The following is a 15,041-nucleotide window of genomic DNA, read 5'->3' on the forward strand; positions in this document are numbered from 1 at the left end:
CGGCGGCCCTGGGCTCAGTCGTACCGCTCCGCGCTGGGGTTGAAATCGCTGACGCTCGCCTGCGCGAGGTCGATGCGCTGCCGCAGCTCCTCCAGGGATCCGGCGAGAATCTGACAATCCATGGAGCGCAGCGTTTCAAGAGACACCCCCGCGAGATCGACTAGGTTGGACTCGACGGCGGCCACAGACGGCTCCATGACGGCCAAACCCCTTCCCCCCGGCTGCACTTGTGGTGCGGGCTTGCTCACATCCTCCTGATAATGGCCCGCCGTACAGGCGATGAAACACCGCGCCTGTGCGGCGCCGCGATATCAGGTCAGCGATGGCGCCGGGACAACTCCACCGCCTCCTGGTCCATTCGGGCCACCCCTACGGAATCGCCCTCCACCAACCGTATCGCTTCCAGGAGTTGGTCCAAGGTCCCGCGATAGCGAAGACAGGTGCGCAGGATCGCGAACACGTCCGGGCGCAGGGCGGGTGAGCGCGGGCTCATGGCCGAGATCACCGGGTCGATGCCGTCGAGGATCAGCGCGAGGCCGTTGCGGTCGCTCACCGAGGGCAGCGCGGTCAACGCCGTGACCAGGCCGTCGAGTTCGCGCAGGGGAAGATTCTCGGGCAGGTGCGCCAGGGTGACCGGGGCGGCAATGTGGCTCAGCTCGGCGGGGGTCGCGGGCAGTCCCGCGTGCTGGTGCAGCAGGGCCAGTTCGGCGCCGGTCAGCAGCTCGTACCAGTGGTCCACGCGGACAGCGGCAAGACGGCTCGGGTCGTCGCCCCGGAGGAGGGTGCTGACCAGGCCGATCAGGGTGCCGTCGTGCCACACCGCGGCGCCGGACATGCCCTCCCAGGGCGGACGACCGGAGCCGGGGTCCCCTCCCGGCGGTTCGACGGTGAGTTCGAGGACGCCTCTGTGGTGGTGGTGGGGGAGGGCCGAGATGGTTCCGCCCGTACGGCAGGCGCCGTGGGGACCGGCGTACCCGCTGGCGGTGAACGGCAGGGCGGTGGCCGTCTGCGGTACGGCGCCGTAGGGAGGCGGCTCGCAGTCCGCTACCCGGCGCGTGATCTCCAGCAGCGCCACGTCGGCCTTCTCGGAGGCGAGCGCCACGCGGGCCGGTGCGGCCTCCGTGCCGTTGAGCCGTACGGCCGTCTCCCGCGCGTCGCCGACGGCATGGGCGCAGGTGAGGACCCAGCGGTCGCCCACCAGGTACCCCGAACCGCGCCGGCGGCCGAGGCCGTCGCCGGTCCGCACCTCCGCCACCCGCTCCGGATCAGGCCCCACCCCTGCGTAACTCCTCGATCTGTCAGGCGACTTCCGTCCCGCCCCGTCCCTACCCCCATCACCGCCGCGTCACTCGATCCGGGTGGATTCGGCGGACGTGAACCCGGGCGGTGCGCGTGATGCACTAGGGTCGCGCTGGAAACCACGTAAAACACCTGAAACAGTGAAATGGACGGGGTCATGGACAAGTCCGGAGTCGAGTCCGAGCTGGTCGACCTGAGCGGTGTTCCGCTGGACGCCTGGCCCTCCCTGCCCCTTCTCCCGGCCGCCGACGGCTCCTTGCGGCGACTGCTCAGCCGTATCGACGACCCGGCCGGCAGCCTCGGCGGTTACAACCCGCAGCGCGACGAAGCGTGACCGCCCCGCACGTCCTCGCCGCCGACTCCTTCGACGAACTCCTCGGCGGCGGGGGCGGGCCCGCGACCGTGGCCGCGCTCCGGGCGAGCGAACGCAGCTGGCGGCTGCTGGTCGTACGCGCGCTGCTGGACGCCTCCGCCGCACAGCCGCCGACGGATGCCTGGCACCTGCTGATGCGGGCCCGGGCCGCGGACGAGACCGCCTTCGAGGAACTGCTCGCCTATCCGTCCGTCGGCGTGTGGGCGGCGCACACCCTGCGGCGGTTGCGCGGTACGGCGGCCGGGGACAGCCCCCCGGACACCGGTTATCTGCACGCCGTCGCGGCGAGCGCGGCGATCCGGGCCGGGCTGGACTTCCGTACCGTCATCCCCGTCCGGGACGGGTGGGCCGTACTGCCCGCCCTCGGAGCGCTGCGGGTGGCCGGTGCCGACGCGGTGGAAGTGACCGCCGCCGAGGGGCGCGTGCTCGTCGCCGGACGCCCGCTCGACGGGCCCGACTGGCACCGCCTGACCCGGCTGAGCGCCGACGGATGCGCGCTGCTCCTGGACGACGCCGACCCGTACCGCACCCTGCGCACCCCCGCCCCCACCGAGCCCGTCGCCGCCGAGGTGTGGCAGGAGCTGTTCACGGCGGCCTGGGAGATCCTGAACGCCCTGGACGCCGAGGAGGCCCGGGCGTTGGGGGACGGCCTGGTGACCCTCGTGCCCCGCCCCCGCGCCGAACGCTTCCGCCCGCACAGTGCCTCCTCCGGGGACGCCTTCGGCGCGGCCCTGGCCTCCGTCCCGGACGACGGCGAGCAGCTCGCCTCGACGCTGGTGCACGAGTTCCAGCACAACAAACTCAGCGCCTTCATGCACCTGTTCACGCTCTACGACGACCAGGGCGGCGGCCGTGGGCTGTACTACGCGCCGTGGCGGGACGATCCGCGGCCGCTCGGCGGGCTGCTGCAGGGGGTGTACGCCTTCTTCGGGGTCACCGGGTTCTGGCGGCGCCGCGAACACCCGCTCGGGTGCTTCGAGTTCGCCCTGTGGCGGGCCCAGACCGCGCACGCCCTGCGGGGGATCGCCGCGGCGGACGGGCTGACCGAGCTGGGACGGCGGCTGGTGGCCGAGCTGGCGGGGCGGCTCGCGCCCTGGCTGGCCGAGCCGGTGGAGACGCGGGCCCGGGTCGCCGCCGAGCTCGCGGCGGCCGATCACCGGGCCACCTGGCGTGCGTATCACCTGCGTCCCGACCCGCGGGTGGTACGCGCACACGCGGAGGGCCGCCCGCCGGTGGCGGGAGAACCGGAGCTGGTCCCCGGCGCTCCGGCGCGCGGGCTCGACACCCGCGCGGTGCTGCTGCGCTGGCTGCTGGCCGACCCGGACGGCTTCGAGGCCCTGCGCGAGGACCCCGGCGCCACCGTGGAGGGCGCCCGCCCCGAGGACGCCGCCCTGGTCACCGGGGACACGGCGGGCGCGCTGCGGGTCTGCCGGGAGCGCATCCTGCGCGGCCGGGGCGACCCCGAGACCTGGGTCGGACTCGGGCTCGCGGCCCGGGCGGCCGGGGACCCGGCGGGCGAGGCGCTGCTGGAGCGGCCCGAGCTGGTCATGGCGGTCCACGCCGAACTCGGCGGGGACCCGCTGGCGGTGGCCCGAGGCCTGCTCAGCCGCCCAGCGTGAGCAGCGCCTCGTCCGTCAGCCGGTACACCGTCCACTCGTCCTGCGGACGGGCGCCCAGGGACTCGTAGAAGGCGATGGACGGGGTGTTCCAGTCCAGGACGGCCCACTCCAGGCGCTGGTAGCCGCGCTCCACGCAGATCCGGGCCAGCTCGGTGAGCAGGGCCTTGCCGTGGCCCGCGCCGCGGGCGGTGGGGCGGACGTAGAGGTCCTCCAGGTAGATGCCGTGGACGCCGCGCCAGGTGGAGAAGTTCAGGAACCACAGGGCGAAGCCGACCGGTTCGCCGGTCGTGTCGTCGACGGCGATATGGGCGTAGGCGGCGGGGCGTTCGCCGAAGAGGGCCTCGTGGAGCTGCTCCTCGGTCGCGTTGGCCTCGTCCGGGGCCTTCTCGTACTCGGCCAGCTCGCGGACGAGGGCGTGGATGACGGGGACGTCGGCGGGGGTCGCGGTGCGGATCATGCCCGGAGGTTAACCGCTGAGGCCGCGCAGGCGTTCGGCAATTTCCAGCTGCTCGGGCAGCAGTGGCTCGCCCTCCTCGAGCTGCCACACCGCGTTCTGCAGCACCCGGCCCAGCGTCCAGGCGCGGGCCCGGCTGCGGTCCAGGCCCATGACGTCCGTCATCGCGTCGAAGCGCCAGCGGACTTCGCCGGCGTCGAATCGGTTCCACAGGGCGGGCAGGAGCTCGAAACCGGGGTCGCCCGCGAGGGGTTTGGGGTCGATGGCGAGCCAGGGGGCGCGCTCGGCGGCCAGGACGTTCTCGAAGTGCAGGTCCCAGTGCAGGAGCCGGTCGCCGGGTTCGTCCGCGACCTCCCGCACCGCGGCCGCGCAGTCCCTGAGCAGGGCCGGGTCCGGCAGCGAAGGGAGCAGGGCCGTCGCGCGGTCCAGCAGCCTCGGCGCGATGTCGGCGAGGCGGCGCAGTTCCGGCGGGGCGGGGGTGGCGGTCAGGTGGGCGAGCAGCCCGGCGACGACCAGGGTGGCCTCGCGGGTGTCGGGGAGGCCGTCCAGGTCCCGGCCCTCGTCGAGCCGTTCGATCAGGAGGGTGCCGTTGTCGGCGTTCAGGAGCCTGGCCGCGCCGTCGCCGTTCCAGGCCCGCAGCGCGACCGGCTCGCCCACGGTCTCGTCGTCGACGTCCTGGAGTTTGAGCACGGCGGGGGTGCCGTCCGCCTGCAGCACGGGGAGGACCAGGGCGCAACGGCCGCTCATCGGCGGGCCGTCGGGGCGCAGGTCCCACTGCTGGAGGAATCGTTCGGCGAGGTCGGCGAGGTCGGCGGTCACGGGGTGACGGTAGTGCCGTACCCGCGTCGCCCTCCAGGCGTTTTCGACGGAATCCGAAGGAGACAGTGGCCGTTGCCCCGGGTTAACGTCCAGGTCATGAGCAGCTCGGTCAGCGATCTCGTCAACGGCGGCATCTCCTTCTGGTACGCGGACGACGGCCTTCCTGCGGTGCGGGAGCCGCTGCCCGGGGACGCCTCGGCCGACGTGGTGATCGTCGGCGGCGGGTACACGGGACTGTGGACCGCGTACTACCTGAAGAAGGCGGCACCCTTCCTCCGGATCACCGTCCTGGAGCAGAAGTTCTGCGGCTACGGCGCCTCCGGGCGCAACGGCGGCTGGCTGTACAACGGCGTCGCGGGCCGCGACCGGTACGCCGCGCTGCACGGGCGGGACGCCGCCGTACGGCTGCAGCGGGCCATGAACGACACCGTCGACGAGGTCGTCGCCGTCGCCGCCGCGGAGGGCATCGACGCCGATGTGCACCAGGGCGGAGTGCTCGAAGTGGCGCGTACGCCCGCCCAGTTGGCGCGGCTGAAGGCCTTCCACGAGGCCGAGCTGGCGTTCGGGGAGAAGGACCGGCAGCTGTACGGCGCCCGGGAGAGCGCCGAGCGGATCCGGGTCGCGGACGCGGTGGGGGCGTCCTGGACCCCGCACGGCGCCCGGGTGCATCCGGTGAAGCTGGTGAAGGGGCTCGCGGCGGCCGTCGAGGCGCTCGGGGTGGTCATCCATGAGCAGACACCGGTGACGGAGATCCGCTCCAAGCACGCGGTGACGCCGTACGGCACCGTCCGCGCGCCCTACGTCCTGCGCTGCACCGAGGGTTTCACCGCCGCGCTCAAGGGTGAGCGGCGGACCTGGCTGCCGATGAACTCCTCGATGATCGCCACCGAGCCGCTGACCGACGAGCAGTGGGCGTCGGTGGGCTGGGAGGGGCGCGAGACGCTCGGTGACATGGCCCACGCCTACATGTACGCCCAGCGCACGGCCGACGGGCGGATCGCGCTCGGGGGGCGCGGAGTGCCGTACCGCTTCGGCTCGGCCACCGACAACGACGGGCGGACGCAGGGCGCGACGATCGAGGCGCTGCGGGAGATCCTGGTCGGTTTCTTCCCTTCGCTGGCCGGGGTGCGGGTGGAGCATGCCTGGTCGGGGGTGCTGGGGGTGCCCCGGGACTGGTGCGCCACGGTGACGCTGGACCGGTCCACGGGGCTGGGCTGGGCGGGCGGGTACGTCGGGTCGGGGGTGGCTACGGCGAATCTGGCGGCGCGGACCCTGCGGGATCTGGTGCAGCAGGACTCGGGGCAAGGGGGGCGTACCGAGCTGACGGATCTGCCGTGGGTGGGGCACAAGGTGCGCAAGTGGGAGCCGGAGCCGTTGCGGTGGCTCGGGGTTCAGGGCATGTACGCGGTGTACCGGGCGGCGGATCGGCGGGAGACGGTTACGCGTCGGGCGGAGTCGTCGAGGCTGGCGCGGGTTGCGGATCGGGTGGCGGGGCGCTGAGCGCTGAGCGCTTGGCTGGGGCGGGGGCGACTACGGGGGTGCCGCGGGGGGTTGGGTGTCGGGTGCGGGTGGGGGGTGGCTGGTCGCGCAGTTCCCCGCGCCCCTGGGGGGTTTGAGTTGGCCCGCGTTTTCTTCTATGGCTCCAGTACGACCTTTCCTGTCGTTGCCCTTGTTTCCAGGGCTCGGTGGGCGGTGGCTGCCTCGGGTAGGGGGAAGCGGTGGACTGCCGGGGTGAGGCGGCCCTCGGCTGCCTCGGTCAGGGCCCGTAGTTCCAGGGTGCGGACCGGGTTGGGGCCGCCCGCCCTGGCCAGCATCACCGGGCCCAGGACCTGTTCGGAGACGCCCTCGACGAGGTAGGGCTCGCCGCCCTGGATGCCCTCGCCGGACCAGCCGAAGACGATGTGCTTGCCGCCGGGTCCGAGCAGCGCCACCGCTTCCCGGGCCGCGTCGCCGCCCACCCCGTCGAAGACCACCGTGGCCGTGCGCCCGCCCAGCCAGGCGCGGACCTTCTGCGGCCAGTCGGGGTCCGTGTAGTCGACGGCGAGGTCGGCGCCGTTCGCCTGGACGCGGGCCACCTTCTCCGGGCCGCCGGCGAGGCCGACGACGGTGGCCCCGGCGTTCTTGGCGTACTGCACGAGCAGGGTGCCGATGCCGCCGGCCGCCGCCGGGACGACGGCCACGGAGTCCGGTCCCGGCTCGGCGAACTGGAGGATCCCCATCGCCGTACGCCCCGTGCCGATCATCGCGACCGCCTCCGCGAAGTCCAGGTTCTCCGGGATCTCGTGCAGCCGCTCGGCATCGGTGACGGCGAGTTCGGCGTACCCGCCGGGCGCGAAGCCGAGGTGGGCCACCACCCGCCTGCCGAGCCACGGTTCGGCCACGCCGTCCCCGAGGGACTCGACCACGCCCGCGACCTCCCGGCCCGGAATGGTGGGCAGCGGCGTCGGGGTGGGGGCCGGTCCCTGCGCACCCTCGCGCAGCGCGGTGTCCAGGAGGTGGACCCCGGCCGCGGCGACGGCGATACGGACCTGGCCGGGGCCCGGCCGGGGGTCCTCGACCTGCTCGTAGGTGAGGTTCTCGGCCGGGCCGAAGGCGTGCAGACGGATGGCGTGCATCAGGGGTTCCTCATCACTCGGTCACTCGGTGGCTCGTTCGAGTGACCACTCTTCAACCTCAAGCATGCTTGAGGTCAAGGGAGTTCTGTCCGAGGGCCAGCGACACCGCGGTGAGGGCGCTGGTGAAGGACACCTCGGAGAGCACCCCGGGCGCGGCGACCTGGTCGCCCGCGAGGTAGACGCCGTCGCCCCGGTCGATGGCGGGGCGGTCCCGCCAGCTGGTGCCGGGCAGGTCCACGGCTCCGGTACGGCCGTGCGCGAGCGCCTCCCGGCGCCAGGTGACCCGGTCCCGCCAGCCGTCGAAGGCGAGGTCCAGCAGGTGCTCGGCACGGGCGATCCCGGCGGCCTTCGACTCCTTCGGACCGAGCGGGATCTGCCCCTGGATCAGCTGCTCGCCGGCCGGGGCGAGGGTGCGGTCCTGCGCGGTGAACCGCTCGATCCACCCCGGGCGGTCCAGGTCGGACACGACGAAGGCGTCCCCACGCCGGGTGCGCAGCGCCAGGTCGATCAGTGCGGTCCGGCCGCTCGGCCAGGTCAGGCTGTCGTCCTTCAGCAGCCGCCGGGCGGAGTCCAGGGAGGTGGCGACGATGACCGGGGTGTCGGTCGGGAGGGCGTCGACGCGGGACAGGGTCTCGATCCGGACTCCGAGGTTCCAGGCGTGGTCGGCCATCCGCCCGACGACACTGCCCCAGCCGCCGCGCGGGTAGTGCGCCTCCGGGGGGAGCTTGGTGGCGCGGCGCAGCCGCTCCTGCACGAAGGCGGCGGACAGCGCGCCGGGATCGTGGTGGAAGAGGGCCACGGCCGAGTAGTGGGCGGCGGCGCGGGCGCCCTCCTCGCCGGCGATCTCGGTCGCCCAGGTCAGGAAGTCCACGTCGACGGGTGCCTGGGGCAGCCCGCGGCGCAGCAGCTTGAGCATGCCGAAGGGCGGGGTGCGGCGCAGCGCGCCCTTGTGGAGCAGCCGCAGCCGGGCGGCCTCCAGGGGCGGGATCGGGGCGAGCGCCCCGATCAGATCGCGCTGCTTGAGCCAGGCCCAGTGCGGGCCGCCGTTGTAGAGGGCGTGCGGTCCCTCGTTGGTCCGGTACGGGCCCTCGGCGGTCCGCGCCCGTCCGCCCAGCGTGTGGTGGGCCTCGTACACGGTGACCTGGGCGCCCGCTTCGGCGGCGGTGATGGCCGCGGCGAGTCCGGCGAAGCCGCCGCCGATGACGGTGATGCGGTGCATGGGGGTCTCCCTCTGCTCGGGTGGCCTGCTGCTTCGGGGCCTGGTGCTGGCCGGCCTTTCTGCCAGTACGACGCAGCGAGCGCCCCGAAGTGTGACATCGGCGGGGTTTGTGCAGGTCAGGGCCGTTGTCAGTGGTGGGGTGCAGGATGGGGCGCATGGCGACTACGGGTGGTGGCGGTACGAGGGTGAAGGCGGCCCGGCGCCCCGAGGTGCGGCTGCCGGCGCTGGAGCCGCACACCGGGGGCGGGCTGGAGCCGGACGGGGACTATGACGGGCTCGAGTTCCGGGAGGCGGATCTCGCGGGGCAGGACGGGGGCGGCGCCCGCTTCATGGACTGCGCGCTCGGGGCGTGCGTGCTGGACGGCACGAGACTGGTCCGGGCCCGCTTCCTGGACTCGGTGCTCACCGCTCCGCGCGGGGTCGGCACGGATCTCTCCGAGGCGACGTTGCGGGACGTGGAGGTGCGCGATGCCCGCCTCGGCGGTGTCCAGTTGCACGGCGCGGTCCTGGAGCGCGTCGTGATCCGCGGGGGGAAGATCGACTATCTGAACCTGCGCGGGAGTCGCCTCAGAGACGTCGTCTTCGAGAACTGCGTCCTGGTGGAGCCGGACTTCGGCGGCGCCAGGCTGGAGCGGGTCGCGTTCCCCGGCTGCGTGCTGAAGGGCGCGGACCTCGCCGGGGCGACCCTGACGGACGTGGACCTCAGGGACGCGGCCGCGCTGGAGGTCGCGCGCGGGGTGGAGCGGCTGTCGGGGGCGGTGATCAGCACGGGGCAACTGCTGGACCTGGCGCCGGTGTTGGCGGGGGCACTGGGGATCCGGGTGGAGGACTGAGCGGGGGTGGGGGCTGGGCTCGCGGGGCGGGGGAGCGCCAGGGCTGAGGGGCGGGACATGTGGGGGAGGCGCTGGTGCTGGGCTGAGGGGCACGGTTTGCGGGGGGAGGCGCTGGGGCTGAGGGTCAGGGCAGGCCGCAGGCGGCGGGCGCGGGCTGCACACGGGTCAGGGCTGGGCGGGCGCGGGCGGCGCGAGAGCCAGGGCGCGTGGGGAGGCGCTGGGGCCGGGGGGCACGGCGTGCGGGGAAGCGCCGGGGTTGAGGGGCAGGGCAGGCCGCAGGCCTCGGGCGCGGGCTGCACATGGGTCCGGGCGGCACACGCGTCAGGGCTCGTGGGGGCGCTGGGGTTGAGGGGCACGGGTTGCGGGGGAAGCGCCGGGGTTGAGGGTCAGGGCAGGCCGCAGACCGCGGGCGCGGGCTGCGCATGGGTCCGGGCGGTGTGGGCGGATGCGGGCGGCACACGCGTCAGGGCTCGCGGGGGCGCTGGGGCTGAGGGGCACGGCTTGCGGGGGCGCTGGGGCTGAGGGGCACGGTTTGCGGGGCAAGTGCCGGGGCTGAGGGGCGGGGCAGGTGGCGGACGCGGGCGGTGCGAGAGCAGGGCTCGTGGGGACGCGCCGGGGCTGAGTGGCACCGCTTGCGGGGGGAGTGCCGGGGCTGAGGGTCAAGCCATGCGGGGGAAGCGGGCCTGGAGGGTCCAGATCGCCGGGTTCTCCGCCAGGTCCTCGTGCAGGTCGCACAGGTCGGCGATGAGGTCGTGCAGGAAGTCGCGGGCCTCACGGCGCAGCTCGCTGTGGGAGAAGGTCAGCGGGGCCTCCTCCGCCGGCATCCAGTCCGCCTCCACGTCCACCCAGCCGAAGCGGCGCTCGAAGAGCATCCGGTCGGTGGACTCGGTGAAGTCCAGCTCCGCCCGCTGCGGGCGGGAGGCCCGGGAGCCCGCCGGGTCCCGGTCGATCCGCTCCACGATGTCGCACAGCGCCCACGCGAAGTCCAGCACCGGCACCCATCCCCAGGCTGTGGACAACTCCCGGTCCGCCTTGGTGTCCGCGAGGTAGACGTCACCGCAGAACAGGTCGTGCCGCAGCGCGTGGACGTCCGCGCGGCGGTAGTCCGTCTGCGGGGGGTCCGGGAAGCGGTTGGAGAGGGCGTAGCCGATGTCGAGCACCAGGTGATGGTGTCATGGCCTCGTAGGATCGCGATCGTGTCCCGGTCCGTGCGCCTTGCCCCTGCCCTGGTCGTGCTGGCGCTGACAGCGTGCGGCGGCGGCCCCGGCACCTCCGGCGCCCCCGGTGTCGGCGACCCGTACTTCCCGAAGGCGGGCAACGGCGGCTACGACGTCGGCCACTACGCCCTCGATCTCGCCTACGACCCCGCCGCCCGCCGGCTCACCGGCACGGCCACGATCACCGCCCGCGCCACCCAGGACCTCTCCGCCTTCGACCTGGACCTGCTGGGCCTGACGGTCGACGCCGTCACCGTCCAGGGCGAGACCACCCGCTGGAGCCGCAGCGGCCAGGAGCTCACCGTCCGCCCGCCCCGCGCCCTCGACGGGGGCGACACCTTCGAGGTGCGGGTCCGCTACTCCGGCACCCCCCGGACCATCACCGACCCGGACGGCTCCCAAGAGGGCTGGCTGCGCACCGACGACGGCGCCCTCGCGCTCGGTGAGCCGACGGGCTCCATGGCGTGGTTCCCCGGCAACCACCACCCCTCGGACAAGGCGACCTACACCATCGAGGTCACCGTGCCCCGGGGCCTGCGAGCCGTCTCCAACGGGGAGTTGACCGGCGAGCGGACCTCTCGGAGCGGTACGACCTTCAGCTGGCGCGTCACCGAGCCGATGGCCGGCTATGTCGCCACGGTCGCCATCGGCGGGTACGAGATCCGCCGGTCCACAGCCGGGGGTGTCCCCGTGTACACGGCCGTGCACCCGCGGGAGGAGAACGCCGACGAGCTTCCCGAGGTCATGGCGTGGGCACGGGACACCTTCGGGCCGTACCCCTTCTCCTCCACCGGCGTGATCATCGCCCGCGCCGGGGACTCCGAGTACGCCCTGGAGACCCAGAACCGGCCCGTCTTCCCCGGCACCCCCGACACCGGGCTGCTGGTTCATGAGATCGCCCACCAGTGGTTCGGCAATTCCGTCACGCCCGAGTCCTGGAAGGACATGTGGCTCAACGAGGGGTTCGCGACCTACGCCGAGTGGCTATGGCAGGAGGACCACGGCGGTGACAGCGCGCAGCGAACCTTCGAGGCGCTGTACGCCAGTGACGACACCGACCTCTGGGCCTTCCCGCCCGCCGAGCCGGCCGGCGCCGGGCACATCTCGGACCGGCCGGTCTACGACCGGGGCGCGATGGTCCTGCACAAGATCCGGCAGCGGGTGGGCGACGACGCCTTCCACGGTCTCGTCCGGGGGTGGGCGGCGGCCCGGCGCCACGGGAACGCGAGCACCGGTGATTTCACCCGGTACGTCGAACGGCGGGCGCCGGACGAGGACTTCAGCGGGATCTGGACGGACTGGCTGTACGGGGAGGGAAAACCGGACCGCCCCTGACGGCCTGAACTTCCCCTCGCCGCCCTGCCCGTCACACCGGCGTCTCCCACTCCGTCAGCAGCCGGGCCAGGTCGGGCGGCCAGAGGGGATCGGGTGCCGCGGCCAGTTCCGCGCGCGTCCACCAGCGCCAGGCGAGGATGCCGTCCTCGGCGTGCGCGGCGGCGAGATGGGGGCCGGAAGGTTCGCGGCGCGGGCCCCGGGTGACGTAGATGTGCTCGTGCTGGTGGACCGGGCCCACGGCGTGGGTGAAGTCGTGCTCCCAGGTGCACAGCAGCGGCCCCGGCTCCAGATCCGTCCAGCCCGTCTCCTCGCCCAGTTCCCGCAGGGCGCCCTCGCGCGGGCCCTCGCCGGGTTCCAGCCCGCCGCCGGGCAGCGCCCAGTGCACGCCGACCTCGATGTTGTCGTACCGGAAGAGGAACACCGCCCCCTCCGGGTCCAGCACGGCGACGCGGGCGGCGCGGCGGAGGGTGCGCAGCGGCTTGCGCAGGACCGCGCACGGGCGGTCCAGCCGGCGGTCCGCACGGTGGTCGACGGTCTCGTATCCGAGGGCGGTCCAGAAGGCCAGGGCCGCGGGGTTGCCGGCGAGGACGGCGAGGCGTACGGCGGTGCGGCCGGCCGTGCGGAAGCGGTCCTCGACGCTCTGCGCGATGCGCCGCCCGTGCCCTTGACCGTGCGCGCTCGCGTCCACCATCAGCAGACCGATCCAGGGGTCCGGGTCGGCCGGATCGGGATGCCGGGCCAGGGTGATCACGATTCCGACGAGCCGCCCCTCGCTGCGGGCGAGCAGCACCTCGGCACCGGGGTGCGCCAACTCCTCGGCCAGCGCCGCCGCCACCTGCTCGGGCCGGATGTCGTCCGGGTCCGGGAAGTCGCCGCTGAGGGCGTGGAAGTCGCGGTTGGAGGCGTAGAGCGCGGCGAGTTCGGTGAGCAGCGGGCCCGGGATGTCATGGCCGGGGGAGACGGGCAGGCGTTCGAGAAGCATGCCGAGGACGCTACTGCTTCACGACCGAACCCCCGGCCGGAGCCGGGGGTTCGGGTGCGTCGGTGCGAACGGTCAGACGCTGACGCCGAAGTCCTGGGCGATGCCGACCAGGCCCGAGGCGTAGCCCTGGCCGACCGCGCGGAACTTCCACTCCGCGCCGTTGCGGTACAGCTCGCCGAAGACCATGGCGGTCTCCGTCGCCGCGTCCTCGGACAGGTCGTAGCGCGCGATCTCGGCGCCGCCGGCCTGGTTGAGGATGCGGATGTAGGCGTTGCGGACCTGGCCGAAGTTCTGCGAGCGGTTCTCGGCGTCGTAGATCGAGACCGGGAAGACGATCTTTTCGACGTCGGCCGGGAGGCCCGCCAGGTTGACGTTGATCGCCTCGTCGTCGCCCTCGCCCTCACCCGTGCGGTTGTCGCCGGTGTGGACGATCGTCTGGTCCGGGGTCTGCTTGTTGTTGAAGAAGACGAAGTGGGCGTCGGAGTAGACCTTGCCCTGCGGGTTGACCGCGATCGCGGAGGCGTCGAGGTCGAAGTCCGTGCCGGTGGTGGTGCGGACGTCCCAGCCGAGGCCCACGGTGACGGCGGTCAGGCCCGGAGCCTCCTTGGTGAGCGAGACGTTGCCACCCTTGGACAGGCTTACAGCCATTGTTTGGGAGTCCCTTCCCTCGTTTTGCGTACGAGCACGAAGCTACAGCTACCTCTATGAACGTCGAGAGGGGTACGCGAGGTTCCCCGTCGCTTTACTTTCTTTACTCGCCCTTTCGGAGGTCCCCGGGATATTCGCGTGACGTGGACCGGACAGACGCGCGACGATGGACGGCATGTCCGGTCCTTACGTCGTTCGCGGCTCCGTCTCGCTCCCCGAGGCCGAGCTCCTGTGGCGTTTCTCGCGCTCCTCGGGGCCCGGCGGACAGCACGTCAACACCAGCGACTCCCAGGTGGAGCTCCGCTTCGACATCGCGCGCACCGAGGCGCTGCCCGAGGTGTGGAAGCAGCGCGCGCTGGAGCGGCTGGCCGGGCGCCTGGTCGACGGCGTCGTCACGGTCCGCTCCTCCGAGCACCGCTCCCAGTGGCGCAACCGCGAGACCGCGGCGGTGCGCCTCGCGGCGCTGCTGGCGGAGGCCACGGCGCCGCCGCCGAAGCCGCGCCGGGCCACCCGCATCCCCCGGGGCATCAACGAACGGCGGCTGCGGGAGAAGAAGCAGCGCTCGGACACCAAGCGGGGCCGTTCGGGCCGTGACTGGGGATAGTGACCGGCGGCAACCGTCTGCCTCAGTACCCCGTCGCCCCACCCCGTCACATCGCCCTCGTCCCGTCCGTCATGTCAGTGACCGCACGGGCCACGACGAGAGGATGTGACGGACCGATGACCACCGACCACGACGTACTCGCCCAGCGCTTCGAGGCGCACCGAGGGCGTCTGCACGCTGTCGCCCATCGCGTGCTGGGCTCCGCCGCGGAGGCCGAGGACGCCGTGCAGGAGGCCTGGTTCCGGCTCAGCCGGTCCGAGGCCGCGCGGATCGACAACCTCGGCGGCTGGCTGACCACCGTCGTCGGCCGGGTCTGCCTCGACATGCTCCGCTCCCGCGGCTCCCGGGGCGAGCGGCCCCTGGACGCCGTAGGACCGCGGCCCGCGGCCGGGGCGGACCCGGAGCAGGACGTGCTGCTCGCCGACTCGGTCGGGGTCGCGCTGCTCGTCGTCCTGGACACCCTCACCCCCGCCGAACGGCTCGCGTTCGTGCTGCACGACCTGTTCGCGGTGCCCTTCGAGGAGATCGCGACCGTGCTCGGCCGTACGCCCGCATCCACCCGGCAGCTCGCGAGCCGGGCCCGGCGCCGGGTGCGGGGCGCGGAACCGGCGCCGGGGGATCCGGCCCGGCAGCGGGCGGTCGTCGACGCCTTCCTCGCCGCCGTCCGGGACGGGGACTTCGACGCACTGGTCGGGGTGCTCGACCCGGATGTGGTGGCGCGGAGCGAGGCAGGGGTGGCGACCGGTGCCCTCGCCGTGGCCAGGGGCGCCTCCGGCTACGCCGCCCTCGCGGGCCTGACCCGGCCCGCGCTGGTCGACGGCCGGGCGGGCCTCGCGGCGCTGGTCGACGGCCGCGTGGACCGGGTGCTGGCCTTCACGGTCGTACGGGACCGGATCGCCGCGATCGACATCGTCACGTCCCCGGAGCGCCTGGCGGAGCTGGAAGTGCGGCTCGCTTGACGGGCCAGGAAGGGCCGGTGGCTCGGTTGCCCGGTCAAGCGACCTACAGGACGCCTACCGTCTGG

At 73.5% G+C, this 15,041-nt stretch carries 16 protein-coding genes; 7 read left to right on the top strand and 9 right to left on the bottom strand.

Annotated elements, in window-relative coordinates; translation table 11 throughout:
• Positions 1-14: 14 nt before the first annotated feature.
• The gene (locus tag ACWD11_RS14700) at positions 15-185 is read right to left on the bottom strand and encodes a hypothetical protein (RefSeq protein ID WP_351982511.1); all 171 of its coding nucleotides are present in this window, start codon (positions 183-185) and stop codon (positions 15-17) included.
• Positions 186-316: 131 nt separating this feature from the next.
• Positions 317-1,276, bottom strand: a complete 960-nt coding sequence (locus ACWD11_RS14705) for an effector-associated domain 2-containing protein (protein WP_451283256.1) — start codon at positions 1,274-1,276, stop codon at positions 317-319.
• 180 nt (positions 1,277-1,456) lie between these two features.
• Between ACWD11_RS14705 and ACWD11_RS14710 the strand changes: the two genes are divergently transcribed.
• Both ACWD11_RS14710 and ACWD11_RS14715 read left to right on the top strand, forming a co-directional pair.
• Positions 1,457-1,633, top strand: a complete 177-nt coding sequence (locus ACWD11_RS14710; protein ID WP_250071863.1) for a hypothetical protein — start codon at positions 1,457-1,459, stop codon at positions 1,631-1,633.
• Positions 1,630-3,291 carry an HEXXH motif domain-containing protein gene (locus tag ACWD11_RS14715; RefSeq protein WP_451283258.1) on the top strand — a complete coding sequence of 554 codons (1,662 nt, stop codon included), beginning with the start codon at positions 1,630-1,632 and terminating at the stop codon, positions 3,289-3,291. Before ACWD11_RS14710 ends, ACWD11_RS14715 begins: the two co-directional genes overlap by 4 nt.
• Here ACWD11_RS14715 and ACWD11_RS14720 read toward each other — a convergent pair.
• Together ACWD11_RS14720 and ACWD11_RS14725 are read right to left on the bottom strand one after the other, a co-directional pair.
• A complete protein-coding gene (locus tag ACWD11_RS14720) occupies positions 3,275-3,748 on the bottom strand; it encodes a GNAT family N-acetyltransferase (protein WP_389418081.1) in 474 nt (157 codons plus the stop codon). The genes ACWD11_RS14715 and ACWD11_RS14720 overlap by 17 nt on opposite strands.
• A gap of 9 nt (positions 3,749-3,757) precedes the next feature.
• Positions 3,758-4,564 carry an aminoglycoside phosphotransferase family protein gene (locus ACWD11_RS14725; RefSeq protein WP_389418082.1) on the bottom strand — a complete coding sequence of 269 codons (807 nt, stop codon included), beginning with the start codon at positions 4,562-4,564 and terminating at the stop codon, positions 3,758-3,760.
• Between the two features lie 96 nt (positions 4,565-4,660).
• Between ACWD11_RS14725 and ACWD11_RS14730 the strand changes: the two genes are divergently transcribed.
• Complete coding sequence (locus ACWD11_RS14730) at positions 4,661-6,064, top strand: NAD(P)/FAD-dependent oxidoreductase (RefSeq protein ID WP_451283260.1); 1,404 nt, start codon at positions 4,661-4,663, stop codon at positions 6,062-6,064.
• A 134-nt stretch (positions 6,065-6,198) separates the two neighbouring features.
• Here the strand turns inward: ACWD11_RS14730 and ACWD11_RS14735 are convergent, their stop codons facing one another.
• Positions 6,199-7,179: a zinc-binding dehydrogenase gene (locus ACWD11_RS14735; RefSeq protein ID WP_389418084.1), complete on the bottom strand. Its 981-nt coding sequence runs from the start codon at positions 7,177-7,179 to the stop codon at positions 6,199-6,201.
• A 58-nt stretch (positions 7,180-7,237) separates the two neighbouring features.
• Complete coding sequence (locus ACWD11_RS14740; protein WP_451283262.1) at positions 7,238-8,398, bottom strand: NAD(P)-binding protein; 1,161 nt, start codon at positions 8,396-8,398, stop codon at positions 7,238-7,240.
• 146 nt (positions 8,399-8,544) lie between these two features.
• On the opposite strand from ACWD11_RS14740, the gene ACWD11_RS14745 reads away from it, so the two are divergent.
• Complete coding sequence (locus tag ACWD11_RS14745; RefSeq protein ID WP_451283264.1) at positions 8,545-9,231, top strand: pentapeptide repeat-containing protein; 687 nt, start codon at positions 8,545-8,547, stop codon at positions 9,229-9,231.
• Between the two features lie 659 nt (positions 9,232-9,890).
• On the opposite strand, the gene ACWD11_RS14750 is transcribed toward ACWD11_RS14745, so the two are convergent.
• Positions 9,891-10,391: a hypothetical protein gene (locus ACWD11_RS14750; protein ID WP_389418087.1), complete on the bottom strand. Its 501-nt coding sequence runs from the start codon at positions 10,389-10,391 to the stop codon at positions 9,891-9,893.
• A 6-nt stretch (positions 10,392-10,397) separates the two neighbouring features.
• On the opposite strand from ACWD11_RS14750, the gene ACWD11_RS14755 reads away from it, so the two are divergent.
• Positions 10,398-11,783: a M1 family metallopeptidase gene (locus tag ACWD11_RS14755; RefSeq protein WP_451283266.1), complete on the top strand. Its 1,386-nt coding sequence runs from the start codon at positions 10,398-10,400 to the stop codon at positions 11,781-11,783.
• A gap of 31 nt (positions 11,784-11,814) precedes the next feature.
• Here the strand turns inward: ACWD11_RS14755 and ACWD11_RS14760 are convergent, their stop codons facing one another.
• Together ACWD11_RS14760 and ACWD11_RS14765 are read right to left on the bottom strand one after the other, a co-directional pair.
• A complete protein-coding gene (locus ACWD11_RS14760) occupies positions 11,815-12,765 on the bottom strand; it encodes a GNAT family N-acetyltransferase (RefSeq protein WP_451283268.1) in 951 nt (316 codons plus the stop codon).
• A 72-nt stretch (positions 12,766-12,837) separates the two neighbouring features.
• Positions 12,838-13,413 (bottom strand): TerD family protein, encoded by a 576-nt coding sequence (locus ACWD11_RS14765; RefSeq protein WP_389418090.1) that lies wholly within the window; start codon positions 13,411-13,413, stop codon positions 12,838-12,840.
• Positions 13,414-13,579: 166 nt separating this feature from the next.
• Here ACWD11_RS14765 and arfB point away from each other — a divergent pair, with 166 nt between their 5' ends.
• Both arfB and ACWD11_RS14775 read left to right on the top strand, forming a co-directional pair.
• On the top strand, positions 13,580-14,017 hold the full coding sequence (gene arfB, locus ACWD11_RS14770) for an alternative ribosome rescue aminoacyl-tRNA hydrolase ArfB (protein WP_389418091.1): 438 nt from the start codon (positions 13,580-13,582) through the stop codon (positions 14,015-14,017).
• A 116-nt stretch (positions 14,018-14,133) separates the two neighbouring features.
• Positions 14,134-14,976 (top strand): sigma-70 family RNA polymerase sigma factor, encoded by an 843-nt coding sequence (locus tag ACWD11_RS14775; protein WP_389418092.1) that lies wholly within the window; start codon positions 14,134-14,136, stop codon positions 14,974-14,976.
• Positions 14,977-15,041: the final 65 nt, after the last annotated feature.

Source organism: Streptomyces sp. NPDC002776 (genome assembly GCF_053592195.1).

What these genes read in the sequence shown, in the direction of transcription:
- ACWD11_RS14710 (WP_250071863.1), top strand. Translation starts at nt 1,457, where the DNA reads ATGGACAAGTCCGGAGTCGAGTCCGAGCTGGTCGACCTGAGCGGTGTT.
- ACWD11_RS14765 (WP_389418090.1), bottom strand. Translation starts at nt 13,413, where the DNA reads ATGGCTGTAAGCCTGTCCAAGGGTGGCAACGTCTCGCTCACCAAGGAG.
- ACWD11_RS14755 (WP_451283266.1), top strand. Translation starts at nt 10,398, where the DNA reads ATGGTGTCATGGCCTCGTAGGATCGCGATCGTGTCCCGGTCCGTGCGC.
- arfB (WP_389418091.1), top strand. Translation starts at nt 13,580, where the DNA reads ATGGACGGCATGTCCGGTCCTTACGTCGTTCGCGGCTCCGTCTCGCTC.
- ACWD11_RS14730 (WP_451283260.1), top strand. Translation starts at nt 4,661, where the DNA reads ATGAGCAGCTCGGTCAGCGATCTCGTCAACGGCGGCATCTCCTTCTGG.
- ACWD11_RS14760 (WP_451283268.1), bottom strand. Translation starts at nt 12,765, where the DNA reads ATGCTTCTCGAACGCCTGCCCGTCTCCCCCGGCCATGACATCCCGGGC.
- ACWD11_RS14775 (WP_389418092.1), top strand. Translation starts at nt 14,134, where the DNA reads ATGACCACCGACCACGACGTACTCGCCCAGCGCTTCGAGGCGCACCGA.
- ACWD11_RS14720 (WP_389418081.1), bottom strand. Translation starts at nt 3,748, where the DNA reads ATGATCCGCACCGCGACCCCCGCCGACGTCCCCGTCATCCACGCCCTC.
- ACWD11_RS14745 (WP_451283264.1), top strand. Translation starts at nt 8,545, where the DNA reads ATGGGGCGCATGGCGACTACGGGTGGTGGCGGTACGAGGGTGAAGGCG.
- ACWD11_RS14740 (WP_451283262.1), bottom strand. Translation starts at nt 8,398, where the DNA reads ATGCACCGCATCACCGTCATCGGCGGCGGCTTCGCCGGACTCGCCGCG.
- ACWD11_RS14735 (WP_389418084.1), bottom strand. Translation starts at nt 7,179, where the DNA reads ATGCACGCCATCCGTCTGCACGCCTTCGGCCCGGCCGAGAACCTCACC.